Genomic DNA, 26,149 nt, shown 5'->3' on the forward strand with positions numbered 1-26,149 from the left:
CCGGTGCGCCGAACGGTCGTGCGGGCTGCCGCTGCGCGGGGCCTTCCCCACTCCGCCCTTCCACCGTTCCCCGGGGCGGAGCCCCAGCAGCGGTGCCGCACGCGGGAACGCCCGTGGCCCTGGCCGTCCGCGGAGGGACGGCCAGGGCCACGGGAAGAGACGGTCTAGCTCCAGCTGGCGTGCAGCGGCTTGCCCTCGGCGTAACCGGCGGCGGACTGGATGCCGACCACGGCCTTCTCCTCGAACTCCGCGAGGGAGCCGGCACCGGCGTAGGTGCAGGAGGAGCGGACGCCCGCGATGATCGAGTCGATCAGGTCCTCGACGCCCGGGCGGGCCGGGTCGAGGAACATGCGCGAGGTGGAGATGCCCTCTTCGAAGAGGCCCTTGCGGGCACGGTCGTAGGCCGACTCCTCGCTCGTGCGGTTCTGCACCGCGCGGGCGGAGGCCATGCCGAAGGACTCCTTGTAGAGGCGGCCGTCGGCGGACTGCTGCAGGTCGCCCGGGGACTCGTACGTACCGGCGAACCAGGAGCCGATCATCACGTTGGACGCGCCGGCGGCCAGCGCCATCGCCACGTCACGCGGGTGACGGACGCCGCCGTCGGCCCACACGTGCTTGCCGTACTTCTTCGCCTCGGCCGCGCACTCCAGCACCGCGGAGAACTGCGGGCGGCCCACGCCGGTCATCATGCGGGTGGTGCACATGGCGCCGGGGCCCACACCGACCTTGATGATGTCCGCGCCGGCGTCGATGAGGTCCTTGACGCCCTCGGCGGCGACGATGTTGCCCGCCACGATCGGGACCTGCGGGTCCAGGGCGCGGATCGCCTTGATCGCGCTGATCATCGACTCCTGGTGGCCGTGCGCCGTGTCGATGACGAGCGTGTCCACGCCCGCGTCGAGCAGCTGCTTGGCCTTGGCCACGAAGTCGCCGTTGATGCCGACGGCGGCCGCGATGCGCAGCTTGCCGTTCGCGTCGGTGGCCGGGGTGTAGAGCGTCGCGCGCAGGGCGCCCTTGCGGGTGAGGATGCCGACGAGCTTGCCGTCCTTGTCGACGGCCGGGGCCAGCTTGCGGTGGCCGGCGTCGAGCTGGTTGAAGGCCTCGCGCGGGTCGATGTCGGCGTCGATGAGCAGCAGCTCCTTCGACATGACCTCGGAGAGCTGGGTGAAGCGGTCGACACCGGTCAGGTCGTGATCGGTGACGACGCCGACCGGGCGGCCCTCGTCGTCGACGACGACTCCGGCGCCGTGGGCGCGCTTGGGCAGCAGGGACAGCGCGTCGGCGACCGTCTGGGTGGGCGCCAGCGTGATCGGGGTGTCGAGCACGTGGTGGCGGGTCTTGACCCAGGAGATGACGTCGGTGACGACATCGATCGGGATGTCCTGCGGGATGACGACGATTCCGCCGCGGCGGGCGACCGTCTCGGCCATCCGGCGGCCCGCGATGGCGGTCATGTTGGCCACGACGAGGGGAATGGTGGTGCCGGTTCCGTCGGGCGAGGACAGGTCGACACCCTGACGGGAACCGACCGCGGAGCGGCTCGGCACCATGAACACATCGTCGTACGTCAGGTCGTACGGCGGCTTCAGGTCATTGAGGAAACGCACGTGCTGAACATCCCAGTCGATCGAAGGATCCGTCTACGCCCCGGCAGGACAGCCGAGGAAACGCACGTACTTCATTCTCCCACGACCTGGCGTTCACACCGCCCGGGCTGATCGTCCAGGACATACCGGGCCGGGTGGTCGTTTCCTACGGGACCTTGGTCCCGGCGGGCCGGGTCCGGCGGTGGACGGGGCCGCGCCGCCCGGCCAGGGGGAGCACCGATCCGCCGTGCCGGACGGCGGTGAACTCGGCTGCTATGGCCAGCGCGGTCTCCTCCGGGGTGGCGCCGCCGAGGTCGAGTCCGATGGGTGAGCGCAGGCGGGCCAGGGCGGCGTCGGTGACGCCCTGGGCCCGCAACCGTCTCTCGCGTTCGGTGTGGGTGCGCCGCGATCCCATGGCCCCCACGTAGCCCAGGGGCAGCCGCAGGGCCAGTTCCAGCAGCGGTAGGTCGAATTTGGCGTCGTGGGTGAGGACGCAGACCGCGGTACGGGAGTCCAGGCGGCCCGCGGCCCATTCGGCGGCCAGGTGCCGGTGCGGCCAGTCGACGACCACCTCGTCGGCGCCGGGGAAGCGGGCCGGGGTCGCGAAGACGGGCCGGGCGTCGCACACGGTGACCCGGTGGCCGAGGAAGGCGCCGATCCGGGCGAGGGCCGCGGCGAAGTCGATGGCCCCGTAGACGAGCAGCCGGGGCGGCTCGGCGGCCGATTCCACGAGGAGGGTCAGGGGCTGCCCGCAGAGCCCGCCGGCCGTGCCGAGCTCGGCGGTGCCGGTGCGCCCGGCCAGCAGCAGCGCCCGTACCTGCCGGGCGGCGGCCCGGTCCAGGTCGGGGCCGCCGCCGAGCCCGCCCTCGTGGGTGCCGTCGGCGTGGACGGCGAGCGCCCGGCCCAGCTGGGCCGGCGGTCCGGAGACCACCCGGGCGAGGGCGGCCCGGGTGCCCCCGGCGGCGGCGTCGAGCACCGAGCCGAGCACGGGCCGGACCGGGTCGCGCCCGCGCACCGGGGTGACCAGGACGTCGAGGACTCCACCGCAGGTCAGCCCGACGGCGAAGGCGTCGTCGTCGCTGTAGCCGAAGCGGTGCAGGCCGCCTTCGCCGGAGGCGATGGCGTCGAGGCACAGCTCGTGCACGGCGGATTCCACGCAGCCCCCGGAGATGGAGCCGAGCGCGGTGCCCTTGTCGTCGACGGCGAGGGAGGCGCCGGGGCCGCGGGGAGCGCTCCCACTGACGGCGACGACGGTGGCGAGGGCGAACTCCCGCTGCGCGGCGCACCACGCGCGTAGCTCGTCGGCTATGTCGAGCATCAGCGGATGTACTCGCGGCGCGGGGTCTGGCCGGGCAGGTGCGGGCGGGGCGGCAGGACGGCCGGGGTCGCCGGCCGGGCCGCGGGTGGTCGGGCCGCGGGTGGTCGGGCCGTCGCGGCCGCCGACCGGGTGGGTCCGGGGAATCCGTCGGGTATCGGCGGGCGCGCGCCGAGCAGTTTCGCGGCGTGCGCCACGCTGGCGAGGGTGGCGTGGTGGTGCCAGCCGCGGAAGGAGCGGCCCTCGAAGTCCCGGATGCCCACGGGTTCGCAGGTCTCGGCGAAGTCGAGGGAGACGCGGTCGGTGAGCTTGGCGAGCAGGAACAGCTGGGCGAGCGGCCGGTCTCCGATGTTGGTGATCCAGAACTCGGAGGGCAGCAGGGCGGTTTCGGTCCAGGCTCCGACCAGCAGCAGCGGGGTGGGCGGCGCGGGCACGGGGCGGTCCTCACAGGGGGTGGCGAAGATCGAGGCCGAGGTCAGCAGGGTGACCGCACCCTCGGCGCGGCCGTGCCGGGTCCATTCGACGACGCGGCGCTGGGAGCGCAGGGAGTCGATCAGTTCGCGGGCGGGGGCGGTGTGCGGCCCGGGTTTGTACCGGCCGGCGCCGCCGAAGGAGACGGGCAGCGAACCGTCGACCTTGAAGACGAAGGGGATGTCCTGGAGGGTGAAGGACTCGATGCTCTGGGGGAGGTCGCAGTTGGCGACCTCCATCACCACGGGCCGGCGCTGGAGTTGCCAGCTGGCCGCCATCCGCTGGACGGCGTGTACGGCGTCCTGGGCAGGGGTGAGGGAGCGGGCCGTGTCGGGGATGCCGGCCCGGCGGCGGCGCAGGAGTTCGCTGGTCCAGGGCCCGGGGAGGGTGAGGGTCCATTCGACCGGGAAGCTGGCTTCGCTGGAGGCGAGCCAGATCCCGCTCGCCTGCTGACAGTTGGCGGTGCGGCCGAGCTGGGGGACGAACTGCCGGCCGACGCCGACGGAGCGGTCCCCCGCCTTCTCGATGACCATGGGCTGGAGCACCCAGGCCAGGGGGCGCTGTGCCGTGCGTTCGAGGTGCTGGGCGAGGGAGCGGCGGACCGGGGTCCAGTCCCAGGGGGACTTGCTGATGAACTGCTGGAGGCTCTGCTCGACGGAACTGGCCCCTGTTCCGGCGATGTTACGAATTGTTTTCTTCCCGGTGGTCCGCACCAGGCCGTTCAGATAAACGCGGGCCCAGTTTCGCTGGTCCCGCCGGGGTAATGATTCGAAGAGAAGAGAGATCAGGACGTCGATCAATTCGGAGACTTCCGTCGTGGATTCCTCCGGCAGGACTACGCGAGCCATCTGGGCCTCCCCCGCGACCAGCTAGATCCAATACCCTACTTGACCGCGTAGAACGGCCGTAGGCCCCGGCGGCTACTTCCTGAGGTCGCTGGCAGTTTCGAGCCGCTCTTCCTCTACCACGAGGGGGATGGGGATCTGGTTCGCCGCATAGTAGATCGCGATCAGGAAGTGGGCGACAAGTGTGAGTGGTGCGGAGTAGAAGGCCAGCAGGACGGTCAGGGGGTAGGCGATGGCCCCGAGGCCGAAGCGCACCCGAGTGGCGCGTGCGCCCTCCTTGTCCACCTGCTCGTGGAAGAGGTGGCCGACCCGGGTGACGTACCACCAGAAGGCCAGGAACGCCAGGGCGTAGGCCACGGTGACGGCGCTGTAGAGGACGGCGGCCGCGTTGGCGGAGCCGCCTTCCTCCATGAGGTGCTCGGCGAGGACGTTGGTGGTGTACGGGACCACCGATACCACCATCAGCACCAGGAGATTCAGGAACAACAGGGGGCGGTCCACCCTCCTGAGGTGACTGAAGATGGTGTGGTGGTTCACCCACATCACACCGATGATGAGGAAACTCACGACATAGGCGGCGTAATGGGGCCACTGTTCCCGGACTCCGTGCCAGAAGTCCGAGCCGGTTTCTTCCGGAACCTTCAATTCCAGAACGAGGATCGTGATGATGACGGCGAATACGCCGTCGCTGAATGCCTCGATCCGCCCGGTTTCGTTTTCCATTGCCTCCCCTTTGCCACTTCGTGCATATAAGCAGCCCGTGCGCGCAATGCCACACATACGGGGAGGGCGCTGCGGCGCCCTCCCCGCACACGCTACCCAGATTCCGGCCGTCAGCTGCCGAATCCGGCTGTCTGGCGCCAGATTCGGCCATCGCGGACGACGAGTGTCCCGAACGCGTGCTCCGGTTCACCGTTCAGGTTCATGATCGCCCGGTAGAAGATGGTGTCCTCGGTCTCGATGTACTCCTGGAGTTCCACGAGCGCGGGCTTCACGGTGAGATAGCCGGTGAACGTCTCGCGAACCGCTTCGATCCCCACCGACGCCCCCTCGAAGCGCAGCAGCACGGCGTCGTCGGTGTAGTTCTTCATCACCGCCTCGATGTCCAGGGCGGCCAGCGCCTCCATCTGGCGGACGAACACCGGGTGCAGTGTGGAGATGTCGTACTTGACCATGTCGACTCCGTTTCAACTGGGAGAGGTGCCCACGATGGGTGCCGTTTCGGGTGTTGTCGCAGGTGAGACGCAGGATTGGGCGCTGCCGGCGAAGGGCAGCCGGACGACCATCCGGGTCTCACCGGGGCGCGAGCGGGCGGTGATCGACCCGTGGTGGCGCTGGGTCACGATGCGGTAGCTGAGGTGCAGCCCCAGGCCCGTGCCCTTGCCCACGTCCTTGGTGGTGTAGAACGGTTCGAAGATCCGCGGCAGGGATTCCGCCGGGATGCCGCGGCCGGTGTCGGCGATCTCGACGACCATGCAGACGCCCTCGGCGCGGGCGCGCAGGGTCAGTACCCCCGAGCCCTCCATGGCCTCGGCCGCGTTGTCGACCAGGTTGGTCCACACTTGGTTCAACTCGCTGGGATAGCCCGTCAGTTCGGACAGGTCGGGCTCGTACTCACGCACGATGGTGATGCCGGCGAGCTTGGCACGCAGGACGACCAGCGTGTTCTCCAGTCCGTCGGTCACCGCGAAGCGCTGTTCGGGCGCCCGGTCGAGGTTGGCGTAATCCCGGGTGGCGGAGACGAGCTGGGAGATCCTGGGACCCGCGGCCCGGAGTTCCGCCGCGAGCGAGCGGATCTCCAGCAGCGCCGCCAGGTGGTCCAGGGCCGGGGCGAGCGCCGCCTCTCCCACGCCCTCCAGCCGTTCCAGCAGCCAGCCCAGCTCCAGTCCGAGGTCCGCGACCCCGGATCCGAGCAGGCCGGGCCGTTCGGTGCCCGCCTCCTCGGCCCAGTCGGCGATCTCCTCCTCCGCGTCGGCCTGGGCGAACGGGTCGGTGGTCGCCGGCGGCGGCAGCTTGTCCAGTTCCTCGGCGAGCCGCTCCAGGAGCGAGCGCTCCGCGCCCGAGGCGGCCGCGCCCCAGGCCTGGGCGGTACGGGTGAGCCGCTCCAGGGCGGGGGCCAGTTCCTGCGCGGCCCGGGCCACGGCCGCCGCCGGGTTGTTCAGCTCGTGGGCGAGCCCGGCGGCCAGGGTGCCGAGCGCCTCCACGGTGGCCCGTTTGCGGGCCTGCACCTCGGAGGACTTGATGCGCCAGGCCAGTACGGGGATCAGTACGGCGGCCACCCCGTGGCAGCGGGTCAGCATCTCGAAGAAGACCGGCTTCGGGTAGGCCACCACCGTGGTCGACGGGCCGCTGGCGGCCGCGGTCGCCACGTAGGATCCGTCGGTCAGCAGGGGCAGTTCGCCGGTGAACCGGTGGGCGGCGGACGGCTTGCCGTCGTGGTCCTCGGCGGCGGCGCTCTCCTCCTCGGTGGAGTGCCGGGTGAGCACCTCCTCCCGGCCGTCGACGACCTTGGTGACGACCAGCCCGCCGGAGAGCAGGACGTGGAAGCCGGTGGCCTCCTCGCCGTCCCGGAAGAGGACGTCGCCGTCGGCGAGGATCCGGGGCTCGGACACCGAGACCAGCCAGTCCAGCTGCTCCTCGGTGATCCCGGCGAAGATCTCCAGCTCGCGCAGGGCCGACCGCAGCTCCGCGTCCTTCATGTCCGCCGCGTTCACGCCGCACTCCCCTCGGCCCGGGTCCGGGCGGCCAGTCGCAGGGTGGCCAGCAGGGCCAGTGCGCACACGCCGGCCACGGCGGCCATGAAGCCGACCGAGGTGCGGTGCAGCCCGTGGATGTTGGTGAGCATCCCGGCGAGGACCGCCGGCACGCTCATCGCGAGGTACGCGAACACATATACGGCGGCGGTCAGTTCGCCGCGGTGCGCCGGCTGCGCGAGCGTGCTCAGCGCGCGGAAGGAACCGAGGAACGCGGCGCCCCAGCCGCTGCCGAGGACGGCCGTGGCCACGAGGAACACGGCGGCCGAGCGGATCCCCAGCGCGAGCAGCACCAGGCCGAGTCCGGCGAGGAGCCCGAGCAGGCCGAGCACGGCGGTGCGCAGCGCCTCGGTGCGGCCGAGCATCAGCTGGGCGGCGGTGGCGGCGCCCGCGAGCAGGGCCACCGTGGCCCCGCCGACGAGGTAGTTGGTGGACTCCAGCAGCGACAGCGCCAGGTGCGGGCCGAGGGAGAGGTAGAAGCCGCCCACCGACCAGACCGCGACGATGGTCAGGACGAGGACGGCGAAGCGGCCCCGGGCGTCCGCCGGTACGCGGATCCGGTGCGGGACCACCCGGAAGCGGCCGCCGGCGCCCGGCGCGCTCTCCCGCATCCGGACCACCCCCACCAGGGTCACGGCGAAGGCCCCGACCAGCAGCAGGTAGCTCAGCACCGTCGGCGCGGGTGCGAACTGGACGAGGAGCCCGGCCCCGATCCCGCCGAGCCCGATGCCCACGGTGGGGCCGGCGCTGTTGACCTGGGCGCCGAGTGCGGGCCTGGACGCGGGGCTGAGTTCCAGCAGGGCCGCGCCCATCGCCCCGGTGGCCAGGCCCACGGCGAGGCCCTGGACGGCGCGGGCGGCCAGCAGCAGTCCCAGACCCTGGGCCCCGGCGAACAGGACCATCGAGACCATGGCCAGGACCAGCGCACCGCCCAGGACGGGGCGGCGGCCGAGGGTGTCGGAGAGGGAACCGAACAGCAGGAGCCCGGCCAGCACGGTGACCGCGTAGAGGGCGAAGACCACCGTGATCGTGCCGGAGGAGAGCCCCCACTCCTGCTGGTAGAGCACGTAGAGGGCGGAGGGCACGGAGGAGGAGAGCATCAGCAGGACGAGGACCGCTCCCACCACCCAGAAGCCGGAGCCTCTGGGCGCACTGGCCGCGTGGGCGGCTGGGCGCACGGTTACCCCCGTGGTCGTCTCGGATGTGTCGGCCACTGCGTCACTCAACTCCCCCGTGATGGGACCCGTGGCGGGCCCCGTGGTGTGCCCTCTCGGGCTATCGGTCGAGAGCCCGCTCGGCCCTCTGCAGGGCTCGGGCCGTGAGGACCCCCACGAGATGGCCGAGGTACTCGGCCGAGGTGCCGCGCCCGGGGACGAAGAGCTCCCTGGGTTCGGCGCGGAAGGCCGCGAGCACGGCGTCCGTGCCGTACGGGCCCCCGCGCAGCCGGTCCTCGACCCCGCGCAGCCGCAAGGGCCGGGAGGTGGCCCCGGTGACGGCGATGCGCGGCCCGCCGGGGGTGATCCGTACGGCGGTGGCGCACACCGGGTAGCGGGTGGCGCGGTCGGCGGTCTTCTCGAAGGCGGCGGCCGGTCCGGCGGCCGGTACGAGCAGCGCGGTGAGGACCGTGGCGGCGGGCGCGCTGCCGGCCGCGAGCTCCTCGGCCGCCAGGGTGGACCGCCCGCCGGGGCCGGCCAGTTCGACCTCGGCGTCGGCGGCCATGGCGGCGACCGGCAGGTCGGTGGCCCGCCCGGCGGCGGCGAGGTTGCCGCCGACGGTGCCGAGGTTGCGGACCTGGGGGTCGCCGTTGGCGCGGGCCGCGGCGGCCAGTTCCGGGGCCTCCGCGAGCACCAGCGGGTCGGCGGCCAGCTCGGCCAGCGTGGTGAGGGACCCGATCCGCAGCCCGGTGCCGTCGGGGGTGCGCGTGACGCCGCGCAGCTCCTCCAGCCGCCGGATGTCGACCAGCAGCGCGGCCCGGTCGGCTCCCGCGCGCAGGTCGGGCAGCAGGCTCTGGCCGCCGGCCAGGATCCGGGCGCCGCGGGTCCCGGACAGCAGGGTGAGCGCCTCGTCGAGGCCGGCGGGCCGGACGTAGTCGAACTCGGTGAGGATCACTGGGCTTCCCCTCTCAGGCGGCGCCAGACCTTCTCGGGGGTGAGGGGCATGTCGATGTGCTGGACGCCCAGGTCGGACAGGGCGTCGACGACGGCGTTGACGACGGCCGCGGCGGGCGGGACGGTGGCGATCTCGCCGGCGCCCTTGGCGCCGAGCGGGTTGTGCGGGCTGGGCGTGACGGTCTTGTCGAGCGTGAAGAACGGCACGTCGGCGGCGCGCGGCAGGGCGTACGTGGTCAGGTCGGCGCTGACGAGGAGGCCCTGTTCGTCGTAGACGGCGGCCTCCATCAGGGCCTGGCCGAGGCCGTGCGTGATGCTGCCCTCGATCTGGCCGAGGACGATCTTGGGGTTGCCGATGTGGCCGGCGTCGTCGACGGCGGTGTAGGACACCACCTCGGTCTCGCCGGTCAGTTCGTCGATCTCGACGACCGCCACGTGCGTGCCGAAGGGGTAGTTGAAGTCCGGCGGGTCGAAGTGGGTGGTCTCGTCGAGGGCGGGTTCGATCTCCGCGGGCAGCCCCCAGCCGTACCACATGGACATCGCCAGCTCGGCGAAGGTCTTGGTGTTCTGCTCGTTGCCCTCTTCGTAGACGCGGCCGCCCTCGTAGACGACCTTGTCCTCGGGGACCCCCAGGAAGACGGCGCCGGCCCGGATCAGCTTGCTCTTGATCTTGCGGGCGGTGAGGGCGACGGCGGGTGCGGCCATGCTGTAGGAGCGGGAGCCGTAGGTGCCCTGCCCGTACGGGGCCTTCTGCGTGTCGCCCTCCAGGACCTGGACGGTGTCCGGGTCGATGCCGAGCTCGTCGGCGGCGACCTGGGCGAAGACCGTGCCGTGGCTCTGGCCGGTGGAGGCGGACCCCACGATGACGGTGACCTCGCCGGTCGGGTGGACGCGGATGTTCGCGCTCTCCCAGGTGCCGCCGAGCATGCCCTCCTGGGACATCCGGGTGGAGGGGCCGACCCCGCAGATCGCGACGTAGGTGGCGAGGCCGACGCCGAGGCGCTTGCCGCGGGTGCGGGCCTCGGCCTTGCGGGCCGGCATGTCGGCGTAGCCCGACAGCTCGATGGCCTTGTCGAAGTTCAGCTGGTAGTTCCCGGAGTCGTAGGTCCAGCCGAGGCCGTTGTCGTACGGGAACTTCTCCTTCGGCACCAGGTTCTTGCGGCGGACGGCCGCCGGGTCCATGCCGATCTCGGAGGCGTACCGGTCGACGAGGCGTTCCATGAGGAAGGCGGCCTCGGCGCGTCCGCTGCCGCGCTGGGCGCCGAGCGAGACCGTGTTGGTGAAGGCGGCGTAGACCTCGCAGAAGGCGGCGTCGATGTCGTACATGCCGCTGATGGATCGGCCCATCAGGGCGGTGGCGACACCGGGGCCGATCGTGGAGGGGTACGCGCCGAGGTTGGCGTAGCTGGTGCAGCGCACGGCGGTGATCCGGCCGTCGCGGGTGCCGGCGAGTGTCACGTGCTGGCGGTGGTCGCGGCCCTGGACGGTGGAGTTCATCAGCCCGGTACGGGTGTCCACCCACTTCACGGGCCGGCCGAGCGCCTTGGACAGCAGCAGCACCAGCGCCATGTCGGGATACAGGTACCCCTTGGTGCCGAAGCTGCCGCCGACGGTCGGGGCGATGACCCGGAGCTTGTTGAAGGGGATGCCGAGGACCAGCGCCGAGAGCAGGAAGCGGTGGTTGTGCGGGCCCTGGGTGGAGGCGTAGAGCGTGTACTCGCCGGTGGCCGCGTTGTAGTCGCCGACGGCGCCGCGCGGCTCGATGGGGCTGTTGATGGTGCGCTGGTTGACCAGGTCGAGCTCGACGGTGACCTCGGCCTCGGCGATGGCCGCGTCGGTGCGGTCCTTGTCGCCGCAGGTCCAGTACGCGTTCAGGTTGCCCGGGACGGCTTCGTGGAGCTGGGGCGCGCCCTCGGCGAGCGCCTCGTCGGCGCGGGTGACCACGGGCAGCGGCTCGTACTCGACGGCGATGGCGGCGAGCGCCGCGGTGGCCTGGCGCGGGGTCTCGGCGACGACCACGGCGATGGGGTCGCCGACGTGCCGGACGGTGTCGCCGGTGAGGACCGGGCGGGCGCCGGGAAGTCCGTAGGGGTGGGGCGGGAAGTGGCTCTCGACTCCGCCGGGGATCCAGATGCAGGGCAGCGGCATGACGTCGGTGAAGTCGGCGGCGGTGGCCACCTTGAGCACGCCGGGCAGCTGCTCGGCGGCCTTGGTCTCGATGGAGAGGATCTTCGCGTGCGCCACCGGGCTGCCCAGGATGGCCATGTGGGCGGTGCCCGGCAGGTCGATGTCCGCCACGTACGTGGCCTCGCCGCGCAGCAGCTGCGGATCCTCGCGGCTGTCCAGCGGCTGTCCGAGGACGCCGTTCCCCGTGGCCGGGGCCTCCCCCGTCACTGTGGTCATGTCCCTCACACCTCCTGTCCGGCTGCGGTGGACGCGGTGACGGCGGCGGGCTCGCCGACGCCGGAGGGCGCCTCGGCGCGGGCGGCCGCGCAGGCGCGCTGCACGCCCCGTACGACGCTGTGGTAGCCGGTGCAGCGGCACAGGTTGCCGGTGAGCCACTCGCGGATCTCGGGTTCGGTGGGGGCCTCGCCGCCGGCGGTGGAGTCGACGAGTTCGCCGAGGGCCATGACCATGCCGGGGGTGCAGAAGCCGCACTGGGTGCCGTGCTCCTGGCGCAGGGCCTCCTGGAGGCCGGACAGTTCACCGCCGCGGGTGGTCTCGCCCTCGATGGTGGCCACCTCGCTGCCGGCGGCGGAGGCGGTCAGGACCAGGCAGCTCTTGACGGACCTGCCGTCGAGGCGGACGACGCAGGTGCCGCACTGGCCGGTGTCGCAGCCGACCTTGGTGCCGGTCAGCCCGAGGCCGTCGCGGAGCCGTTCCACGAGCAGTTCGTTCGGCCGTACCGAGAACTGCTCGGGTCTTCCGTTCACGTTCAGTGTGATATCCATGCCAGCGCCTGCGCTTCCGTGAGCGGCCGGTTGAAAAGGGGCCCGCCGGGCTGTTGGAGAATTCCCCCGGAGTGCAACGGGCCGGTGTCCACGGGTGCGAATCCCAGATCCGTGATGATTCCCGCGACGATTTCCTTCGATTTCACGTCGTCGCCCGCGGTGAAATGTGCCAGGCGCTCTCCGGGGGCGGTGCCGGCGACGGCGAGGGTTTCGAAATGCATGGTGTTCAGGGATTTGACGACCTGGGCGTCGGGGTACCACTCGGCGACCAGGTCGCTGGAGCCGCGCCCGCCGAGGTCGGCGGGGGTGCCGGGGCCGGCGAAGGCGTTCGTGGCGTCCACCAGCACCTTGTCCTGCACTGCGTACGGCGGGAGCAGTCCGCGGACGCGTTCGAAGGGCACCATCAGTACCAGGAGTTCGGCCCGGTCGGCGGCCTCGGCGGGGTGCGCCGCCGAGGCCGCCCGTCCCAGCTCGGCCACGAGCGGGCCGAGGGTCTGCGGGCCCCGGGCGCCCGCGAGGACGACCTGATGGCCTGCCGCCACGAGGATCCTGGCCAGGGTCGAGCCGATCCGCCCGGTGCCGATGATGCCTGTCCGCATTGCCGCTCCTCGGGAAAGGGGTCTCGGTAGCGCTCTCAGTCCATGCCGATCCAGACCGACTTGGTCTGGGTGTAGCTCTCCAGGGACTCGGGGCCGCACTCGCGGCCGTAGCCGGAGGCCTTGTAGCCGCCGTAGGGCACGGCGGGGTCGTACTGGTTGTAGCAATTGACCCAGACGGTGCCGGCCTTGATCTGCGAGGCGACCCGGTGGGCCCGCCGCAGGTCCTTGGTGTGGACGCCGGCGGCGAGGCCGTACGCGCTGTCGTTGGCGATGCGCACGGCGTCCTCCTCGGTGTCGAAGGGGATGATCGACAGGACCGGCCCGAAGATCTCCTCCTGGGCGATCCGCATGCCGTTGTCGACGCCGGTGAAGATGGTCGGCAGGAAGTACAGGCCCTGACTGGAGGCGCCCTCGGGGGTCCAGCCGCTGCCGCCGGTGCGCAGGACCGCGCCTTCCTTCTCGCCGACCTCGATGTACGAGCTGACCTTGTCGAACTGTCCGCGGTGGGCCAGCGGCCCGAAGAGGGTGGCCGGGTCGCGGGGGTCGCCGGGCTTGAGGTCGGCGGCCCGGCGGACCAGGCGTTCGACCATCTCGTCGTGGATGGGGCGCTGCAGCAGCAGCCGGGAGCCGGCGGTGCAGATCTCGCCCTTGTTGTAGTAGATGCCGAAGAAGGCGAGTTCCTCGGCGGCGTCGAGATCGGCGTCGGCGAAGACGATGTTGGCGGACTTGCCGCCGAGCTCCATCGTCACCTTCTTCAGGGTGCCGGCCGCCTTGCGGATGATCGTCTGGCCGACCGAGGTGGAACCGGTGAAGGCGATCTTGTCGATGTCGGGGTGGCCGGTGAGGGTCTCCCCCAGTTCCACGCCCGGACCGGTGATGACGTTCAGCACCCCGTCGGGGATCTCCGCCTCCTGGAAGAGCTCGGCGATCTTCAGGGCGGTCAGCGGGGTCGCCGGGGAGGGCTTGTGGACCACCGTGTTGCCCGCGGCGAGCGCCGGTGCGATCTTCGTCATCGACAGCAGCAGCGGGAAGTTGAACGGGGTGATGGCGCAGACCACGCCCAGCGGTTCGCGCAGGGTGTAGGCGAGCTGGCCGCCGGCCGGGGCGCGCGAGGAGCCGTCGACGCGGGTCACGGCCCCGGCGTAGTAGTGCATGAGCTGGGCGGCCATGGGGGCGTCGACCGTGCTGGAGAACGCGAACGGCTTGCCCATGTCCACGGTCTCCAGCAGGGCGATCTCCTCCAGGTCGCGCTCGATGAGCTCACCGACCCGGTTCAGCCGCAGCGCGCGCTCCTGGGCGGAGAGTCTGCTCCAGGGGCCTTCCTCGTACGCCGTGCGGGCGGCGGCGACGGCCGCGTCCGCGTCGGCGGCGGCGGCCTGGGCCACCGGTACGATCTCCTGCCCGTCCACGGGGCTGATGTCCGGTTCGGTACGGCCGTCCTGGGCCGGGACCCAGGCGCCGCCGATGAACAGTTTCCCGGGGTTGGCGAGGGGCTGGCCGCTCAGCTCACGCTTGGTCATGGCTGCCTTCCGGTTTCGGGTGCGGGGGGCGGTACTAGCCCTTCGCGAGCTGCCGTAAGAACGTCTCGGCGAGGGCCTTGGAGGAGTAGGGGTTCTGGCCGGTCGTCAGCTTGCGGTCGACGACCACGTGCGAGTCCCAGATGGCCTCGGCCTTCTCGTAGCGGGCGCCGAGCCGGGTGAGTTCCACCTCCAGGATCAGCGGGAGCCGGCCGGCCATGTTGGTGACCAGTTCCTCGCTGTGCGAGAAGGCGGTCATCCGGTAGCCCTCGAAGGGCCAGCGGCCTTCGCCGTCACGCAGGGCGAGCAGTGAGGTGTGGCCGTGGCACACGGTGGCGAGCGGCTTGTCCTGCGCGATGACCCAGCGCAGGATCTGGGCGAGCTCGTCGGACTTGGGCAGGTCGCCGATGGCGCCGTGACCGCCGCTCACGTACACCCCGTCGTAGTCCGTGATGTCCTTCTCGGTGAGGGTCTCCAGTGCGATGGGGGCTCTCAGCTGGGGGGTGTTCTCGATGACCCGGACGTATTCGGCGGCGTTGGCCGCGTCCTCGTCCGGCGAGCCCTGGGGGCGGACCCACTGGAGGAACTGGGGGTCGATGCTCGTCTGGTCGACCGTCGGCGCCCGGCCTCCGATCGTCGCCACGTCCACGTCGTGGCCGGCCGCCTTGAAGAGCGAGAAGGGCACGACGAATTCCTCGGCCCAGAATCCCGAGGGGTGCTGTTCACCGTCGAGCAGATGCAGTGTGGCTTTGGCCGTCATGACGACGAGAATCTTCATGATTCTCTCCTTGTTCTGGATTCGCTGCCGATTCAACACGCCACCCGCGGGGGGCGTAAGGGGGACGGCGTCAGGCCCGCGATACTTCGTCACGTGCGTCCAACGCCGAGATGATGGTGCGGAATTCACCGACCAGGGGGTGGTCGGGATGGGCTTCGGCAAATATGCGTTCGCCGTACAGAGCCGCCATTTCCGGCGAGTAGGGAAGGATTCCGGCCAGTGGCGCCCCGTAGACCGCCTCGGAGCGCCGGCGGGCCGCTTCCCGGTCGATGCCCTCGGGGGCCATGCTCAGGACCAGGTTCCGCCGGCAGGTCAGGCGCCCGGCGAGGGCGATGGTCTCCTCGACCCCGGAGAGGTCGATCCGGTCGGCCCGCGCCATGATCATCAGTACGTCGGCGCTCGCCATGGCGGTCACCGACTCGTTGTTGAGCCCGGCGTGGGTGTCGAGCAGCAGCACGTCGAGGGCGTAGTGCGCGGCCAGCCGGTCGAAGCCCTCCGGCAGCAGCCCCACGTCGTAGCCCCCGGCCATGATCTCGCGCAGGGCGGCCGTCCCGGTCCGGGCCGGCACGACGTACAGGCCCCCCTGACCGGAAACGGCGCCGATCTGTTGGGCGGTGGTCTCGATCTCGCAGCGGCCGAGCAGGTAGTCGGTCAGGGAGGCGCCGGGCCCCAGGCGGAACAGCAGGTCCAGGGTGGGTGACTGGATATCGGTGTCGACCACCCCCACCCGGCGTCCCTCGGCGGCCAGGAGCAGCGCGAGGTTCGCCAGTACCGAGGACTTGCCCGTCCCACCGCGGTGCGAGTGCACGACGATGGTGCGGGTCATCTAGGCCACCACCCGGGTGCCCGCGCCGTCCGCGCGCGGCCCCCGCGCCGCGCGTGGCCGGTGCAGGGCCAGCATGGTGACGTCGTCGTGCTGTTCGGCGGTGCCGGTGTGCTCGCGCACCGCCAGGTCCATCCGGTCGACCACGTCCTTGCCGCTGACCGGTGGCCCGGCGAGCAGTTCCAGCATCCGGTCGTCGCCGAGGAAGCTGCCGTTCGGGCAGCGGGCCTCGGGCACCCCGTCGGTGAAGGCGAACAGGGTGTCGCCCGGGTCGAGCTGGGCGTAGCCGAGGGTGTAGACGCAGTCGGGCTGGATCCCGACGGCCGGTCCGGTGATGTGGAGGGCGACGGGCGGGCTGCCGTCGGCGGGCAGCAGCAGGGGCGGGTTGTGGCCGCCGTTGATGTAGACGAGGCTGCCGGTGAGCGGGTCGAGCACCCCGAAGAAGAGGGTGGCGAAGTAGCCCTGCCGCAGGTGGTTGCGGGTGAGGTAGCCGTTGGTGGCGGTGACCGCGTTGAGCAGGGGGGTGGCGCCGACGACCGGGATCCGCCGGCTGCCGCCGGCGCGTCCGGCGACCAGGTGCTGCAGGCCGCTGTTCTGCGCGGTGTGCCGCAGCAGGGAGCGGATGAGCGCCATGAACAGCGCGGCTCCGACCCCCTTGTCGCAGACGTCGGCGACGACGAAGGCGAGCCGGCGGCCGCGGGAGATCTCGAAGACGTCGTAGAAGTCTCCGGCGACCTGCCGGGCGGGACGGAACCGCACGTCGATCTCCCAGCCGTCGGGGACGGGCATCGATTCGGGCAGGAAGCCCGCCTGGATCTCCCGACCGATCTCCAGTTCCTTCTCGTAGCCCATGAGTTCGGCGCGGGCGTCGGCCTCCCGCAGGGTGCGGCCGAGTCCGGCGCGCTCCGAGCAGCTGTGCAGCCGGGCCCCGACGAGGGCGGGCAGGAAGGGCGGTACGAGGTAGTCGTGCCCGATCCGGACGTGTTCCTCCAGGGCGGCGAACTCCGTCACGGTCCAGACGACCACGATGGGGGCGCCCGCCCAGCGGCGCAGTCGGCGTACGGCCATCCGTACCGCCTCCCCGTCGGACTCGGCCGGGGCGAGCAGCACGTCCGCGACGGGCAGCAGTTCCAGCGCGCCTTCGCGCAGCTCCGTGAGGGAGCGGGTGACGAGTGCCGCGTCCATCGTCCGCAGAGCGTCGAGCAGCTCGGGCGGCGGTGGCGGGTACGCGTCGAGGATGATCACGGTCGTGGAGGGCATCGGTCGGTCCCCTCAGCCTTCACAGTCAGGGTGCTGATGTTGCGGCCGTCCCTGTGCGCGTAGCCGAACTCGTCCACGCTGGTCAGCGCCAGGTGGATGCCGAGACCGCCGATCCGCCGTTCCTCAGGGGGGACCCCGGGGGCGGGCGGCAGGCGGCCTTCGACGGGGTCGAAGGGGGGTGCGGTGTCCTCGATGACGATCTGCACCCCGCCCGGGCCGGAGCGGCCGCGGACGGTGATCCGTCCGCCGCCACCCCGGTACCCGTGCATCACGACGTTGGTGGCCAGTTCGTCCACGGCCAGCCGGAGCCGGTAGGCGGCGCCCTTGTCCAGGCCCGCCGCCCCGGCCAGCCGCAGGACGAACGTGGCGATTTCGCCCAGTGCCCCCACCGTTGCGGGCACTTCCAGTACGCAGGACGACCTCGCCAGTTCGACCATGTCAGTCACGGTGGTCACTCATCGGAGAGAACGATGCTCCGGTCGAGCCCGGCCGTCCGGATGGTCCGGGACACGGGCTCGATGGCACCGACCACCTTGATGGTGACGTCGTTCGCGACCTTCTGCTGGGCGAAGACCAGGGAGCGCAGTCCGGCGCTGGCCATGTAGCCGACGCCGGCCATCCTGATCTCGACGGTCTGGGTGCCGTGGCCGGCGGCCTTCTCGATGGTCCGGTGGAAGTCCGGCGCGGTCTTGGCGTCCAGCTCGCCCGTCAGTTCGATCACGGTGGTGTCGCCCTCGATGCTCAGGGACACGGAAAGCGGCATGTCAGGTCTCCTTCGGTCAGGGCGTGTCGAGGTCGTCGGAAGCGTTCGCGCGGCCCACCAGGATCACCACCGAGCGCGGGCCGATCAGGTACTTCCCGGCGTTGTCCAGCTCCTGCTCGGCTCCCGGGGTGCGGATGTCGTACGGCGCCTCGGCCCCGGTGTCGGCGAACAGGTGCCAGCTCCGGCCTCCCGGCAGGGCGGGCAGCTCCAGGTCGTGCGACTCCCAGTGCGCGTTCATGGCCACGTACACCACGTCGTCGTCGCCGGTGCCGCAGCGGGCCACCGCCAGCAGCCGGCTCTCGGCCGACCAGTCGGGCTGCCAGGCCCGCTCCCCGTGCCAGCTGATGTCCGGCAGGCCCAGGTGCTCGCGGACCTGGCCCGTGGGGTGGGCGGTGGAGCGCAGCTCGCGGTGGTGCTTGCGGAACTCGATCATCCCCCGCGTGAACCGGAGCAGTTCGGCGTTGTCGTCGACCTGGTCCCAGTCGAACCAGGAGAGCTCGTTGTCCTGGCAGTAGGTGTTGTTGTTGCCCTGCTGGGTGCGCGCGACCTCGTCCCCGGCCAGCAGCATCGGGATGCCCTGGCTGGTGAAGAGGATCGCGAGGGCGTTCTTCATCTGCCGGGTGCGCAGCGCGTTGATCTCCGGATCGTCGGTCGGTCCCTCGGCGCCGCAGTTCCAGCTGTTGTTGTCGTTGGCACCGTCGTTGTTGTTCTCGCCGTTGGCCTCGTTGTGCTTGTCGTTGTAGGAGACCAGGTCGGCGAGGGTGAAACCGTCGTGCGCGGTCAGGAAGTTGACCGAGGCCGCGGTGCCGCGGGTGGCGTACAGGTCGGGCGAGCCGGCGATCCGGGTGGCCAGTTCGCCCGTGACACCGGGGTCGCCCTTGAGGAAGCTGCGCACGGTGTCGCGGTACTTGCCGTTCCACTCGGCCCAGCGGCCGTACGCCGGGAAGTTGCCGACCTCGTAGAGGCCGCCGGCGTCCCAGGCCTCGGCGATCAGCTTGGTGTGCCGCAGGACCGGGTCGTAGGCGAGCAGTTCCAGCAGCGGCGGGTTGGGCAGCGGGGTGCCGTCCAGGGCCCGGCCGAGGATGGCCGCCAGGTCGAAGCGGAAGCCGTCGATGTGGTAGTCGGCGACCCAGTGGCGCAGGCAGTCGAGCACGTAGTTGCGCACGACGGGGTGGTTGCAGTTGACGGTGTTGCCGGTGCCGCTGAAGTTGAAGTAGTACCCCTCGGGCGTGAGCATGTAGTACGTGGCGTTGTCGAGCCCCTTGAAGGAGATCGTCGGGCCCTGCTCGTTGCCCTCGGCGGTGTGGTTGAAGACGACGTCGAGGATGACCTCGATGCCGGCCGCGTGCAGGTCCTTGATCAGGGTGCGGAACTCGTCGCCCTGCATGCCGTAGCGTCCGGTGGCCGCGTAGCCGGCCTTGGGCGCGAAGAACGAGACGGTGTTGTAGCCCCAGTAGTCGAAGAGCTGCTCGCCCGTCTCCGGGTTGGTGCGCGGATTGTCGCTCTCGTCGAACTCGAACACCGGGAGCAGTTCGATGCAGTTGATCCCGAGTTCCTTCAGGTACGGGATCTTCTCGCGCAGCCCCGCGAAGGTGCCGGGTGCGGTGACCTGCGAGGAGGGGTGCCGGGTGAAGCCGCGCACGTGGGTCTCGTACACGACGAGGTCCTCGGCGGGGATGCCCAGCGGGGTGTCGTCGCCCCAGTCGAAGTCCTGGAGGCAGACGCGGGAGCGGTACTGGTAGCCGCGGCTGCGGTCCGGCTCCACGCCCCACACGTCCCGGCCGGCGATCAGCCGGGCGTACGGGTCGGAGAGCACCTGCCGGGCGTCGAAGCGGTGGCCGGTGACCGGGTCGTAGGGGCCGTCGGCCCGGTACCCGTACTCGATGTTCTCGTGGTCGAGGCCGAAGACGGTCATGGCGAAGACGCTGCCGGTGCGGAATTCCTCGGGGAACTCCAGTTCGGCCATCGGCTCGGGTTCTCCGCGCTTGAAGATGACCAGGGTCATGGAGGTGGCCTGGTCGGAGAAGACGGAGAAGCTGACCCCGCCGGGGACCACGTTGGCCCCGAAGGGGAACGGTTTGCCCGCGCGGACGCGGTACCCGCCCACCTCGTGGGTCGGGTACGCGTCGACGCGCAGCACCTGCTCGGACCGGGTCTCGGTCATCGCGCGGCCTTGACCTTGGCCTTGGCCGCCGCGGCGACGGCCTCGCCGGTCTCGAAGAAGTCGAGGAACCCGGTGGCCGACATGACGAACCGGACTTCCTCGCTCACCCCGTAGAGGGTGACCGCGACGCCGGCGTGCTGCGCCTCGCGGTAGACCACGAGCAGGGTGCGCAGGCCCGCGCTGGAGACGTAGGTGACCGCCGTGAGGTCGATCTTCAGCGGCTTGCCCTCGCGGACCAGCGGCAGCAGTGCCTGGAGCAGCGAGCCGGATGTCTCGCTGTTGATCTCACCGGTGGCGACGAGCACGGTGCCCGTCTTGTTCCGGCGTTCCTTGACGTTGAGAGTCATTGCATTCCCCTCTGGTTGGGGCGCCCCCCGTTGAGCGCTACTTCTTGGCCACTGGACGCAGCCGGACCTTGACCTTCACTCGGCTCTGCACGTCGGGCAGCCGGACGGTGAGGGCATCGGCGTCGAAGTCGGTGTACGGCTTCTCGTCGATCTCCACGGACGCGATCCGCACCGAACCGGCGGGAAGCAGGTCGGGCGAGACGCGCAGGACGCGGTCGGGCAGGTTCGTCGGGTCGGGCTGGAAGTGGAAGTCCATCTCCCGGCCGTTGATGAGCAGGTTGTTGTAGACGGCGGAGAGGTAGCAGAGCTCCGCCGAGTGGTACATGGACATCGAGTGGCTGCCCTTGAGCCGCTCGGTGCCGAGCAGGTACGGCGTACCGCTCGCGAGCACGTTGAAGTAGACGGCTCCCTCGTCGTGGTCGAGGAAGAAGGTGTTGTAGAAGGCCTGGGCCTGCCGGGCCTCGCGCAGGTTCGCGTCGCCGCCGACCGTGCCGTTCAGGATGAGGTAGGCGAGGATCGCCTGCTCCTGCTGCCACCAGGCCTTGCGGTCGTGCCAGGCGAACCGGTAGGCCTCCTGGTCGCCCTCCTTCACGCGCTCCACGACGTCGTACCAGCCGCCGCGCTGCACGTCGCTGCCGACCGCCGGCATGATCTCGCCGATCTTCTTGGCGAGCTGCTCGTACTCCGGCTTGGCCTTCAGCGAGTTCATCCGCATCAGGTTCCAGGCGATCTTCAGGTTGTGGCCGACCACCGCGCGGTTCTGCTGCCAGCTGTGCGCGGTGTCGTGCGACCAGTCGCGGAAGAAGCGCTCCTGGACGAAGGGGCTGTTCTTGTAGTCCGGGAACTTGTCCGCGATGGTGTCGAAGGTGTACTCGAGGAAGTCGGCGTACTTCTGGTCGCCGGTCGCCAGGTACAGGTTGATCAGGTAGGCGGGCGCGTGGTCGCCGACCGAGTTCCAGTTCTTGCGCTCGGCGTTCTCGCCGAGGGACTCGTGGTCGGCGCTGAAGAGGATCGGGTCGATGTGCGAGTAGTAGCCGCCCTGCTCCGGGTCGAAGAAGAACTTGTCGAACAGCCTGATGGTGGCGTCCGCGTCGTTCTTGATCCGGACGTCACCGGTGACCCGGTACGTCTGGATGGGGCCGGCCAGCGCGTAGATCTGCTCGTACATCGGGATCGCGTCGTAGTCGTCGGAGAACTCCGAGGTGAAGAGCTTGCGCTCGCTGTCCCCGTCGACGCTGATGCCGTGGTACCAGAAGACCACGTCCTCCTCGCTGTCCACGACCCGCATGTGCTTGCGCAGGTACTCGGTGCCGCGCTCGGCGACCTCCAGGTACTCGTCCTTGCCGGTCAGCAGGTAGGCCGAGGCCATGCCGTAGACCAGGCGGGAGATCGTGTCGGTCTCCTGCACGTGGCTGGCGGTCTTGTCACCGCCGAGCCGGATCTCGGTGCGGTACTCGGTGAAGTCCACCGGCCCGTCGCCGAACTGCGCCCGCTTGTAGAAGTCGGCCAGGGATTCGATCTGCTTGATCCACCAGCTGGGCTCCTCGAAGCGGTAGTCCTCGGAGCCGCGGCCCAGGAAGACCAGGCGCTTGGCGTCGAAGCTCCCGCCGCGCTCCGGGTAGTGGACCCCGTAGACGAAGAGGAACCGGCCGGGCGAGAGCATCTCGTCGATGTGCCCGGAGGCGTCGATGTAGGGCTCGTCCAGGTTGCGGACCAGCTCGGCACTGGGGTCACCGGCGAGGGAGACGTCGAACTCGCGCCCGTCTGAGGTCTTCAGCCTCAGCAGCCGGGCCCCGGAGTCGAAGCGGGTGACGTATCCCGCGATCGTGTCGGAGAAGGAGAAGGTCACGGCGTCAGCCATGGGTCACGCACCGTCCTTGTCGTGAGTGCCGTCGTCCTCGTATCCCTGGCTGACCTCGACGATGACCCCGTCGGGATCGCGGACCCACACGGTCCGCCAGCCGCAGATGAAGTCGTCGAAGTCCAGCGGTCCCAGGGTCACTTCCGCCGCGTCGCCCAGCTCGGCCAGGAACGCGTCCACGCTGTCGGTCTGGAAGGCCAGGTGGCGCATCCGGCCGGGGGCCTGCGGACCGTCGTCGTCCGCCGGGCGGGCCGGTTCGGTCTCGCCGGCCGCGAAGAGCTCCAGGTACGCGTCCCCCTTGCGCAGGAACACGATCTGCGTCGGCCCGAGGTCGACCACCCGGGCCCGGGTGAAGCCGAAGTACCGGGTGTAGAACTCCTCGGTGGTCTTCTGGTCCGTGCAGTTCAGGCCCACGTGGGACCACCGCAGCCCGGCGGCCATCAGCCGGCTCCCCGGCCCCGGCCGGCCGCGATCAGTTCGATGATCCGGCGGGCGAACAGGTGGTGGTGGGCTCCGGTGCGGCCGGTGACCAGGTCCCCGTCGACCACCACGTCCTCGTCGACGTACTCCCCGCCCATGTTCCGGACGTCACCGATGAGGTTGTTGTGGCAGACCACCTTGCGGCCGCGGATCTTGTCCGGGATCGAGGAGGCCAGCCACATGCCGTGGCAGATGATCCCCTTGAGGACCGTCGGCTCCTCGAAGGCCCGGCGCAGCAGCTCGGTCGCCGGGGCGAGGACGTCCACGTCCTCGGTGTAGCGCAGCCGGTCGGCCACCATGCCGGAGGGCACGATGACCGCCGCGTACCGGCGCAGCTCCGCGTCGCTCAGCCCCTCCAGGGACTGCGTGGCGGTGAAGGGCGCCCGGTACTCGTGTCCGGTGAAGGTGATGGAGTCGTTGCCCCACAGCCGGGTCAGGAAGTCGACCTCGGCGCCCTCCTCGGCGAACCGGTGCTGGTAGTAGAAGATCTCCGGCTCGTAGTAGTCGCTCTCGACCAGGACCGCGATCCGGGTCCCGGACAGCGCGCCCTCGCGCAGCACCGCGTCAGACACGGGAGGCTCCCTTCAGGAAGTCCGCCGCGCGCTCGGCGATCATCGCGATGGCGGTGTGGCAGTTGCCGGACGGGACCGCGGGCATCACGCTCGCGTCGACCACGCGCAGGTTCCGTACGCCGTGCACCCGCAGTTCGGGGTCGACGACGGAGAGGTCGTCGATGCCCATGCGGCAGGAGCCGGCCTGGTGGTGGTAGCTCTCCGACTTCTGCTTCGCGAAGGTCCGCAGATCGTCGTCGCTCGCGTAGCCGGGGCCGGGCTGGAGCTCCTGCTTGTACCAGGGCGAGAAGGCGGAGGTCGCGAAGATCTCCCGGGCGATCTTGATGCCCTGCACCATCCGTTCCAGGTCCCACCGGTCGCCCAGGTAGTTCGGGTTGATCAGCGGGTGGGCCAGCGGGTCGGCGCTCGCCAGCTTGATCCAGCCGCGCGAGACGGGCCGTACGACGCCCGGCAGGATGGACACCGTGTTGGGGTGGTCCTGGCCGACGATCACGTCGAACGGCACGTGGACGAAGGCGATCTGCAGGTCGGGGGCGGGCAGCCCGGGCTGCGAGGACAGGAATAGAGCGCTCTCCGACAGGTTCTGCGCCGGTGGCGGGAGCTCCTGGGTGACCTCGGCCATCAGCCCGGTCAGGACGTGGTTGTGGAAGTTCTCGCCGACCCCGGGCAGGGCCGCGGTGACCTCGATGCCGTGTTCGCGCAGCTGCTCCGGGTGGCCGATGCCGGAGAGCAGCAGCAGCTTCGGGGACTCGATCGCCCCGGCCGCGACGATCACCTCGCGGCGGGCCCGTACGGTGTGGGGCCCGGGCGCCGCGGCGGTGCTGTGGCCGTCCCGGACGGTCCGGCCCGGGACCTCGCTGCCCGAAAGCGTGGCCGGAGCCTTCAGCTGGACGTACTCGACGCCCGTGCAAGTGTCCCCGTCGAACAGCAGCCGGGTGCTCTGCGCGTTGGTGCGCAGGGTCAGGTTGGCGCGGCGCAGCGCCGGCTCCAGGTAGGCGGCGAGGACGCCCTGGCGGCGGCCGTCGGCCACGTCGATGTGGTGCCAGCCGGTGCCGAAGAGGCCGCGCCGGGGGCCGTCGGTGTTGAAGTCGGCGATCTCCTGGTGGCCCAGCTCGACGGCGGCGTCGATGAAGGCGCGGGAGACCGGGTTGGGGCCGTGCCGCCCGGCGTTGGTGATCCGCTGCGGGCCCCGGGTGCCCGTGGTGGCGGCGGTGACGTCCTCCTGGCCCTCCAGCAGGGCGAAGTAGGGCAGCACGTCCTCGTGGGACCAGCCGGCGGCGCCCTGGTAGGCCCAGTTGTCGAAGTCCGAGGCGTGGCCCCGGATGTGCATCATGATGTAGAGGTTGCTGCTGCCGCCGGGGGCCTTGCCGCGCGGTTCGTACGTACGGCGGCCGTCGAGTCCGGGCTGCGGGGTGCTCGTGTAGCCCCAGTCCACCGGCCCGCCGAGGAGCTTGTACCAGGAGGACGGGTCGTCCACCTCGGGCGGGATGCGGGAGCCGCCCGCCTCCAGGACCAGGACGGAGACGTCCGGGTCCTCGGACAGCCGGTCGGCCAGCACGCTGCCGGCGGTGCCGGATCCCACGACGATGTAGTCGTACTCTTCGACGCTCACGGATCCCCCTCAGCCCTGGCCCAGCACCTGGAAGGGAACCGTGTCGTGGTAGTTCGCCATGTAGGCGATCTTTCCGTCCACGATCCGGAAGAAGTTCATGACCTCGGCCTCGATGGCCTCGCCGGAGGCGCTGACCGCGGTCAGGTGCGAGACGGCCGCGGCCTTCTCGCCGTCGACGATGAAGTGCACGGGCTCGTTCCGGAAGACCCGGTACATCGTGCCCATGCCCTTCATCATCGAGCGCAGCACCTCCAGGCCCTCGATGTGGCCGGCGAGCTGCTCGTCCATCACCTGGTCGTCGGCGAACAGGTCGCACCAGCGGTCCCAGTCCCCGGCGTTGGCGTACTCGTAGTACTTCCGAAGGATTTCGGTGTGGCTCTCGTGTCGGTCCATCGCGCTCAACCCCCTATCGGTCCCTGCGGGTTCCGTCCGGTGCGAACGGCGCCCAGAACTGGCTGAAGGCGGTCGCCGAGTCCCCGAAGAGCCCGTCCCGGCCCTCGACGATCCGGCCGCCGCGCCACCGCATGAAGTGGAAGACCGGGTAGTCCATCCGCTCGTACGGGGACGTGCTCGTCTCGTCCGCGCCGTCCCGCAGGGCCACGTTGCGGCACACGTCGGCGCTGCAGTCCTCGCCGACGAGGACCGCCTGGATGTCCATCCGGAAGGTGCCGCCCGTGAGCTTGTGGGTCTGCCCCATCAGCTCCAGGAAGGCGTCCAGGCTCTCGTACCAGCCGGCCAGCGGGTGGCTGCCCGGCACCAGCCAGCGCAGGTCCTCGGAGTAGTACTCCAGGATGCGCGCCCGGTCGCCGGAGCCGAGGGCGGCGTAGGCCGCCTCGACCCGCTCCCGTGTCACTTCGGTCATCGTCGCTTCTCCTTCGCCGGCGCTCAGAGCGAGCCGGAACCGGGCATCGGCGCCAGGTCGTTGACGGTGTACTGCTTGATCAGCGGTCCGTCCGGACCGGCCACGACCGTCCAGGTCTGGTCGGCGTCGAAGCCGAGCCACTGGCTGCGGGCGGCCGGCGGGTCCCAGATCTTGGCCTGCCAGTTGACGAGGACCCGGACGACCGCCCGGTCGCCCTCGATGACGGGCTCCACCTTCGTGACGGTGTGGACCTCGTCGAAGAAGCGGTGGGTGACGGCCGCGTACCAGCGGCCGAACCCCTCGTGTCCGAGGAAGGTGTCCTCGGGGACCTTGAACTCCAGGTCCTCGGTGATCAGGGCGAGCACGTCGTCCAGACCCACGTGCTGGTCCAGCGCCACGTACCAGTTCTCGGCGAAACTGCGGATCGCGTCCTCGGTCAGCTGCCGCTCGGCGGGCATGCGGTCTCCTCCTGTCCGTGCTGC

26 protein-coding genes are annotated in these 26,149 nt (G+C 70.7%); all 26 read right to left on the reverse strand.

The genetic code is table 11. The annotated features are described in order from the left end of the window. Nucleotides 1–164: 164 nt before the first annotated feature. Nucleotides 165–1,628, reverse strand: coding sequence for a GuaB1 family IMP dehydrogenase-related protein (locus JYK04_RS10360; RefSeq protein WP_189740545.1), 1,464 nt, complete (start codon nucleotides 1,626–1,628; stop codon nucleotides 165–167). A gap of 124 nt (nucleotides 1,629–1,752) precedes the next feature. Further along, nucleotides 1,753–2,904, reverse strand: a complete 1,152-nt coding sequence (locus JYK04_RS10365; protein WP_189740400.1) for an XdhC family protein — start codon at nucleotides 2,902–2,904, stop codon at nucleotides 1,753–1,755. After that, complete coding sequence (locus tag JYK04_RS10370; RefSeq protein ID WP_189740397.1) at nucleotides 2,904–4,220, reverse strand: IS701 family transposase; 1,317 nt, start codon at nucleotides 4,218–4,220, stop codon at nucleotides 2,904–2,906. The genes JYK04_RS10365 and JYK04_RS10370 overlap by 1 nt, the downstream gene beginning before the upstream one ends. Before the next feature lie 72 nt (nucleotides 4,221–4,292). Beyond that, a complete protein-coding gene (locus JYK04_RS10375; protein WP_229875760.1) occupies nucleotides 4,293–4,940 on the reverse strand; it encodes a TMEM175 family protein in 648 nt (215 codons plus the stop codon). Nucleotides 4,941–5,050: 110 nt separating this feature from the next. After that, nucleotides 5,051–5,392, reverse strand: a complete 342-nt coding sequence (locus JYK04_RS10380; RefSeq protein WP_189740394.1) for a nuclear transport factor 2 family protein — start codon at nucleotides 5,390–5,392, stop codon at nucleotides 5,051–5,053. A 12-nt stretch (nucleotides 5,393–5,404) separates the two neighbouring features. Then, nucleotides 5,405–6,931 (reverse strand): ATP-binding protein, encoded by a 1,527-nt coding sequence (locus tag JYK04_RS41865; RefSeq protein ID WP_189740391.1) that lies wholly within the window; start codon nucleotides 6,929–6,931, stop codon nucleotides 5,405–5,407. Next, entirely contained in the window at nucleotides 6,928–8,148 is a 1,221-nt protein-coding gene (locus JYK04_RS10390) for an MFS transporter (RefSeq protein WP_189740387.1), read from the reverse strand. The genes JYK04_RS41865 and JYK04_RS10390 overlap by 4 nt, the downstream gene beginning before the upstream one ends. A 97-nt stretch (nucleotides 8,149–8,245) precedes the next feature. Further along, the gene (locus JYK04_RS10395) at nucleotides 8,246–9,079 is read right to left on the reverse strand and encodes an FAD binding domain-containing protein (RefSeq protein WP_189740384.1); all 834 of its coding nucleotides are present in this window, start codon (nucleotides 9,077–9,079) and stop codon (nucleotides 8,246–8,248) included. Continuing rightward, nucleotides 9,076–11,481, reverse strand: a complete 2,406-nt coding sequence (locus JYK04_RS10400) for a xanthine dehydrogenase family protein molybdopterin-binding subunit (protein WP_189740381.1) — start codon at nucleotides 11,479–11,481, stop codon at nucleotides 9,076–9,078. Before JYK04_RS10400 ends, JYK04_RS10395 begins: the two co-directional genes overlap by 4 nt. A 5-nt stretch (nucleotides 11,482–11,486) precedes the next feature. After that, nucleotides 11,487–12,011, reverse strand: coding sequence for a (2Fe-2S)-binding protein (locus JYK04_RS10405; RefSeq protein WP_229875758.1), 525 nt, complete (start codon nucleotides 12,009–12,011; stop codon nucleotides 11,487–11,489). 2 nt (nucleotides 12,012–12,013) lie between these two features. Then, on the reverse strand, nucleotides 12,014–12,628 hold the full coding sequence (locus JYK04_RS10410; protein ID WP_229875747.1) for an NADPH-dependent F420 reductase: 615 nt from the start codon (nucleotides 12,626–12,628) through the stop codon (nucleotides 12,014–12,016). A 35-nt stretch (nucleotides 12,629–12,663) separates the two neighbouring features. Beyond that, on the reverse strand, nucleotides 12,664–14,148 hold the full coding sequence (locus JYK04_RS10415; RefSeq protein WP_189740373.1) for an aldehyde dehydrogenase family protein: 1,485 nt from the start codon (nucleotides 14,146–14,148) through the stop codon (nucleotides 12,664–12,666). 34 nt (nucleotides 14,149–14,182) lie between these two features. Next, on the reverse strand, nucleotides 14,183–14,923 hold the full coding sequence (locus JYK04_RS10420; RefSeq protein ID WP_189740370.1) for a type 1 glutamine amidotransferase domain-containing protein: 741 nt from the start codon (nucleotides 14,921–14,923) through the stop codon (nucleotides 14,183–14,185). A 70-nt stretch (nucleotides 14,924–14,993) separates the two neighbouring features. Continuing rightward, nucleotides 14,994–15,749: a MinD/ParA family ATP-binding protein gene (locus tag JYK04_RS10425; protein ID WP_189740367.1), complete on the reverse strand. Its 756-nt coding sequence runs from the start codon at nucleotides 15,747–15,749 to the stop codon at nucleotides 14,994–14,996. Next, nucleotides 15,750–17,006, reverse strand: coding sequence for a PP2C family protein-serine/threonine phosphatase (locus tag JYK04_RS10430; RefSeq protein WP_189740364.1), 1,257 nt, complete (start codon nucleotides 17,004–17,006; stop codon nucleotides 15,750–15,752). Continuing rightward, complete coding sequence (locus JYK04_RS10435) at nucleotides 16,988–17,461, reverse strand: ATP-binding protein (protein ID WP_229875736.1); 474 nt, start codon at nucleotides 17,459–17,461, stop codon at nucleotides 16,988–16,990. The genes JYK04_RS10430 and JYK04_RS10435 overlap by 19 nt, the downstream gene beginning before the upstream one ends. Continuing rightward, nucleotides 17,458–17,769, reverse strand: a complete 312-nt coding sequence (locus JYK04_RS10440) for an STAS domain-containing protein (protein ID WP_030008825.1) — start codon at nucleotides 17,767–17,769, stop codon at nucleotides 17,458–17,460. The genes JYK04_RS10435 and JYK04_RS10440 overlap by 4 nt, the downstream gene beginning before the upstream one ends. Before the next feature lie 16 nt (nucleotides 17,770–17,785). Next, nucleotides 17,786–19,933 carry a glycogen debranching protein GlgX gene (glgX, locus tag JYK04_RS10445; protein WP_229875734.1) on the reverse strand — a complete coding sequence of 716 codons (2,148 nt, stop codon included), beginning with the start codon at nucleotides 19,931–19,933 and terminating at the stop codon, nucleotides 17,786–17,788. Beyond that, nucleotides 19,930–20,280 (reverse strand): STAS domain-containing protein, encoded by a 351-nt coding sequence (locus tag JYK04_RS10450; RefSeq protein WP_189740362.1) that lies wholly within the window; start codon nucleotides 20,278–20,280, stop codon nucleotides 19,930–19,932. The genes glgX and JYK04_RS10450 overlap by 4 nt, the downstream gene beginning before the upstream one ends. Nucleotides 20,281–20,317: 37 nt before the next feature. Beyond that, nucleotides 20,318–22,141, reverse strand: coding sequence for an AGE family epimerase/isomerase (locus JYK04_RS10455; protein ID WP_189740359.1), 1,824 nt, complete (start codon nucleotides 22,139–22,141; stop codon nucleotides 20,318–20,320). 3 nt (nucleotides 22,142–22,144) lie between these two features. Beyond that, nucleotides 22,145–22,582, reverse strand: a complete 438-nt coding sequence (locus tag JYK04_RS10460) for a VOC family protein (RefSeq protein WP_189740357.1) — start codon at nucleotides 22,580–22,582, stop codon at nucleotides 22,145–22,147. Then, complete coding sequence (locus JYK04_RS10465; RefSeq protein ID WP_189740353.1) at nucleotides 22,582–23,193, reverse strand: DJ-1/PfpI family protein; 612 nt, start codon at nucleotides 23,191–23,193, stop codon at nucleotides 22,582–22,584. The genes JYK04_RS10460 and JYK04_RS10465 overlap by 1 nt, the downstream gene beginning before the upstream one ends. Beyond that, nucleotides 23,186–24,805, reverse strand: coding sequence for a GMC family oxidoreductase (locus JYK04_RS10470; RefSeq protein ID WP_189740350.1), 1,620 nt, complete (start codon nucleotides 24,803–24,805; stop codon nucleotides 23,186–23,188). The genes JYK04_RS10465 and JYK04_RS10470 overlap by 8 nt, the downstream gene beginning before the upstream one ends. Nucleotides 24,806–24,814: 9 nt before the next feature. Further along, entirely contained in the window at nucleotides 24,815–25,198 is a 384-nt protein-coding gene (locus JYK04_RS10475) for a nuclear transport factor 2 family protein (RefSeq protein ID WP_189740347.1), read from the reverse strand. A gap of 13 nt (nucleotides 25,199–25,211) precedes the next feature. Beyond that, nucleotides 25,212–25,667 carry a nuclear transport factor 2 family protein gene (locus tag JYK04_RS10480; protein ID WP_030008817.1) on the reverse strand — a complete coding sequence of 152 codons (456 nt, stop codon included), beginning with the start codon at nucleotides 25,665–25,667 and terminating at the stop codon, nucleotides 25,212–25,214. 23 nt (nucleotides 25,668–25,690) lie between these two features. Next, nucleotides 25,691–26,125: a nuclear transport factor 2 family protein gene (locus JYK04_RS10485; protein WP_030008816.1), complete on the reverse strand. Its 435-nt coding sequence runs from the start codon at nucleotides 26,123–26,125 to the stop codon at nucleotides 25,691–25,693. Nucleotides 26,126–26,149 lie beyond the last annotated feature (24 nt).

This window comes from Streptomyces nojiriensis (assembly GCF_017639205.1).
Classification (GTDB): Bacteria; Actinomycetota; Actinomycetes; order Streptomycetales; family Streptomycetaceae; genus Streptomyces; species Streptomyces nojiriensis.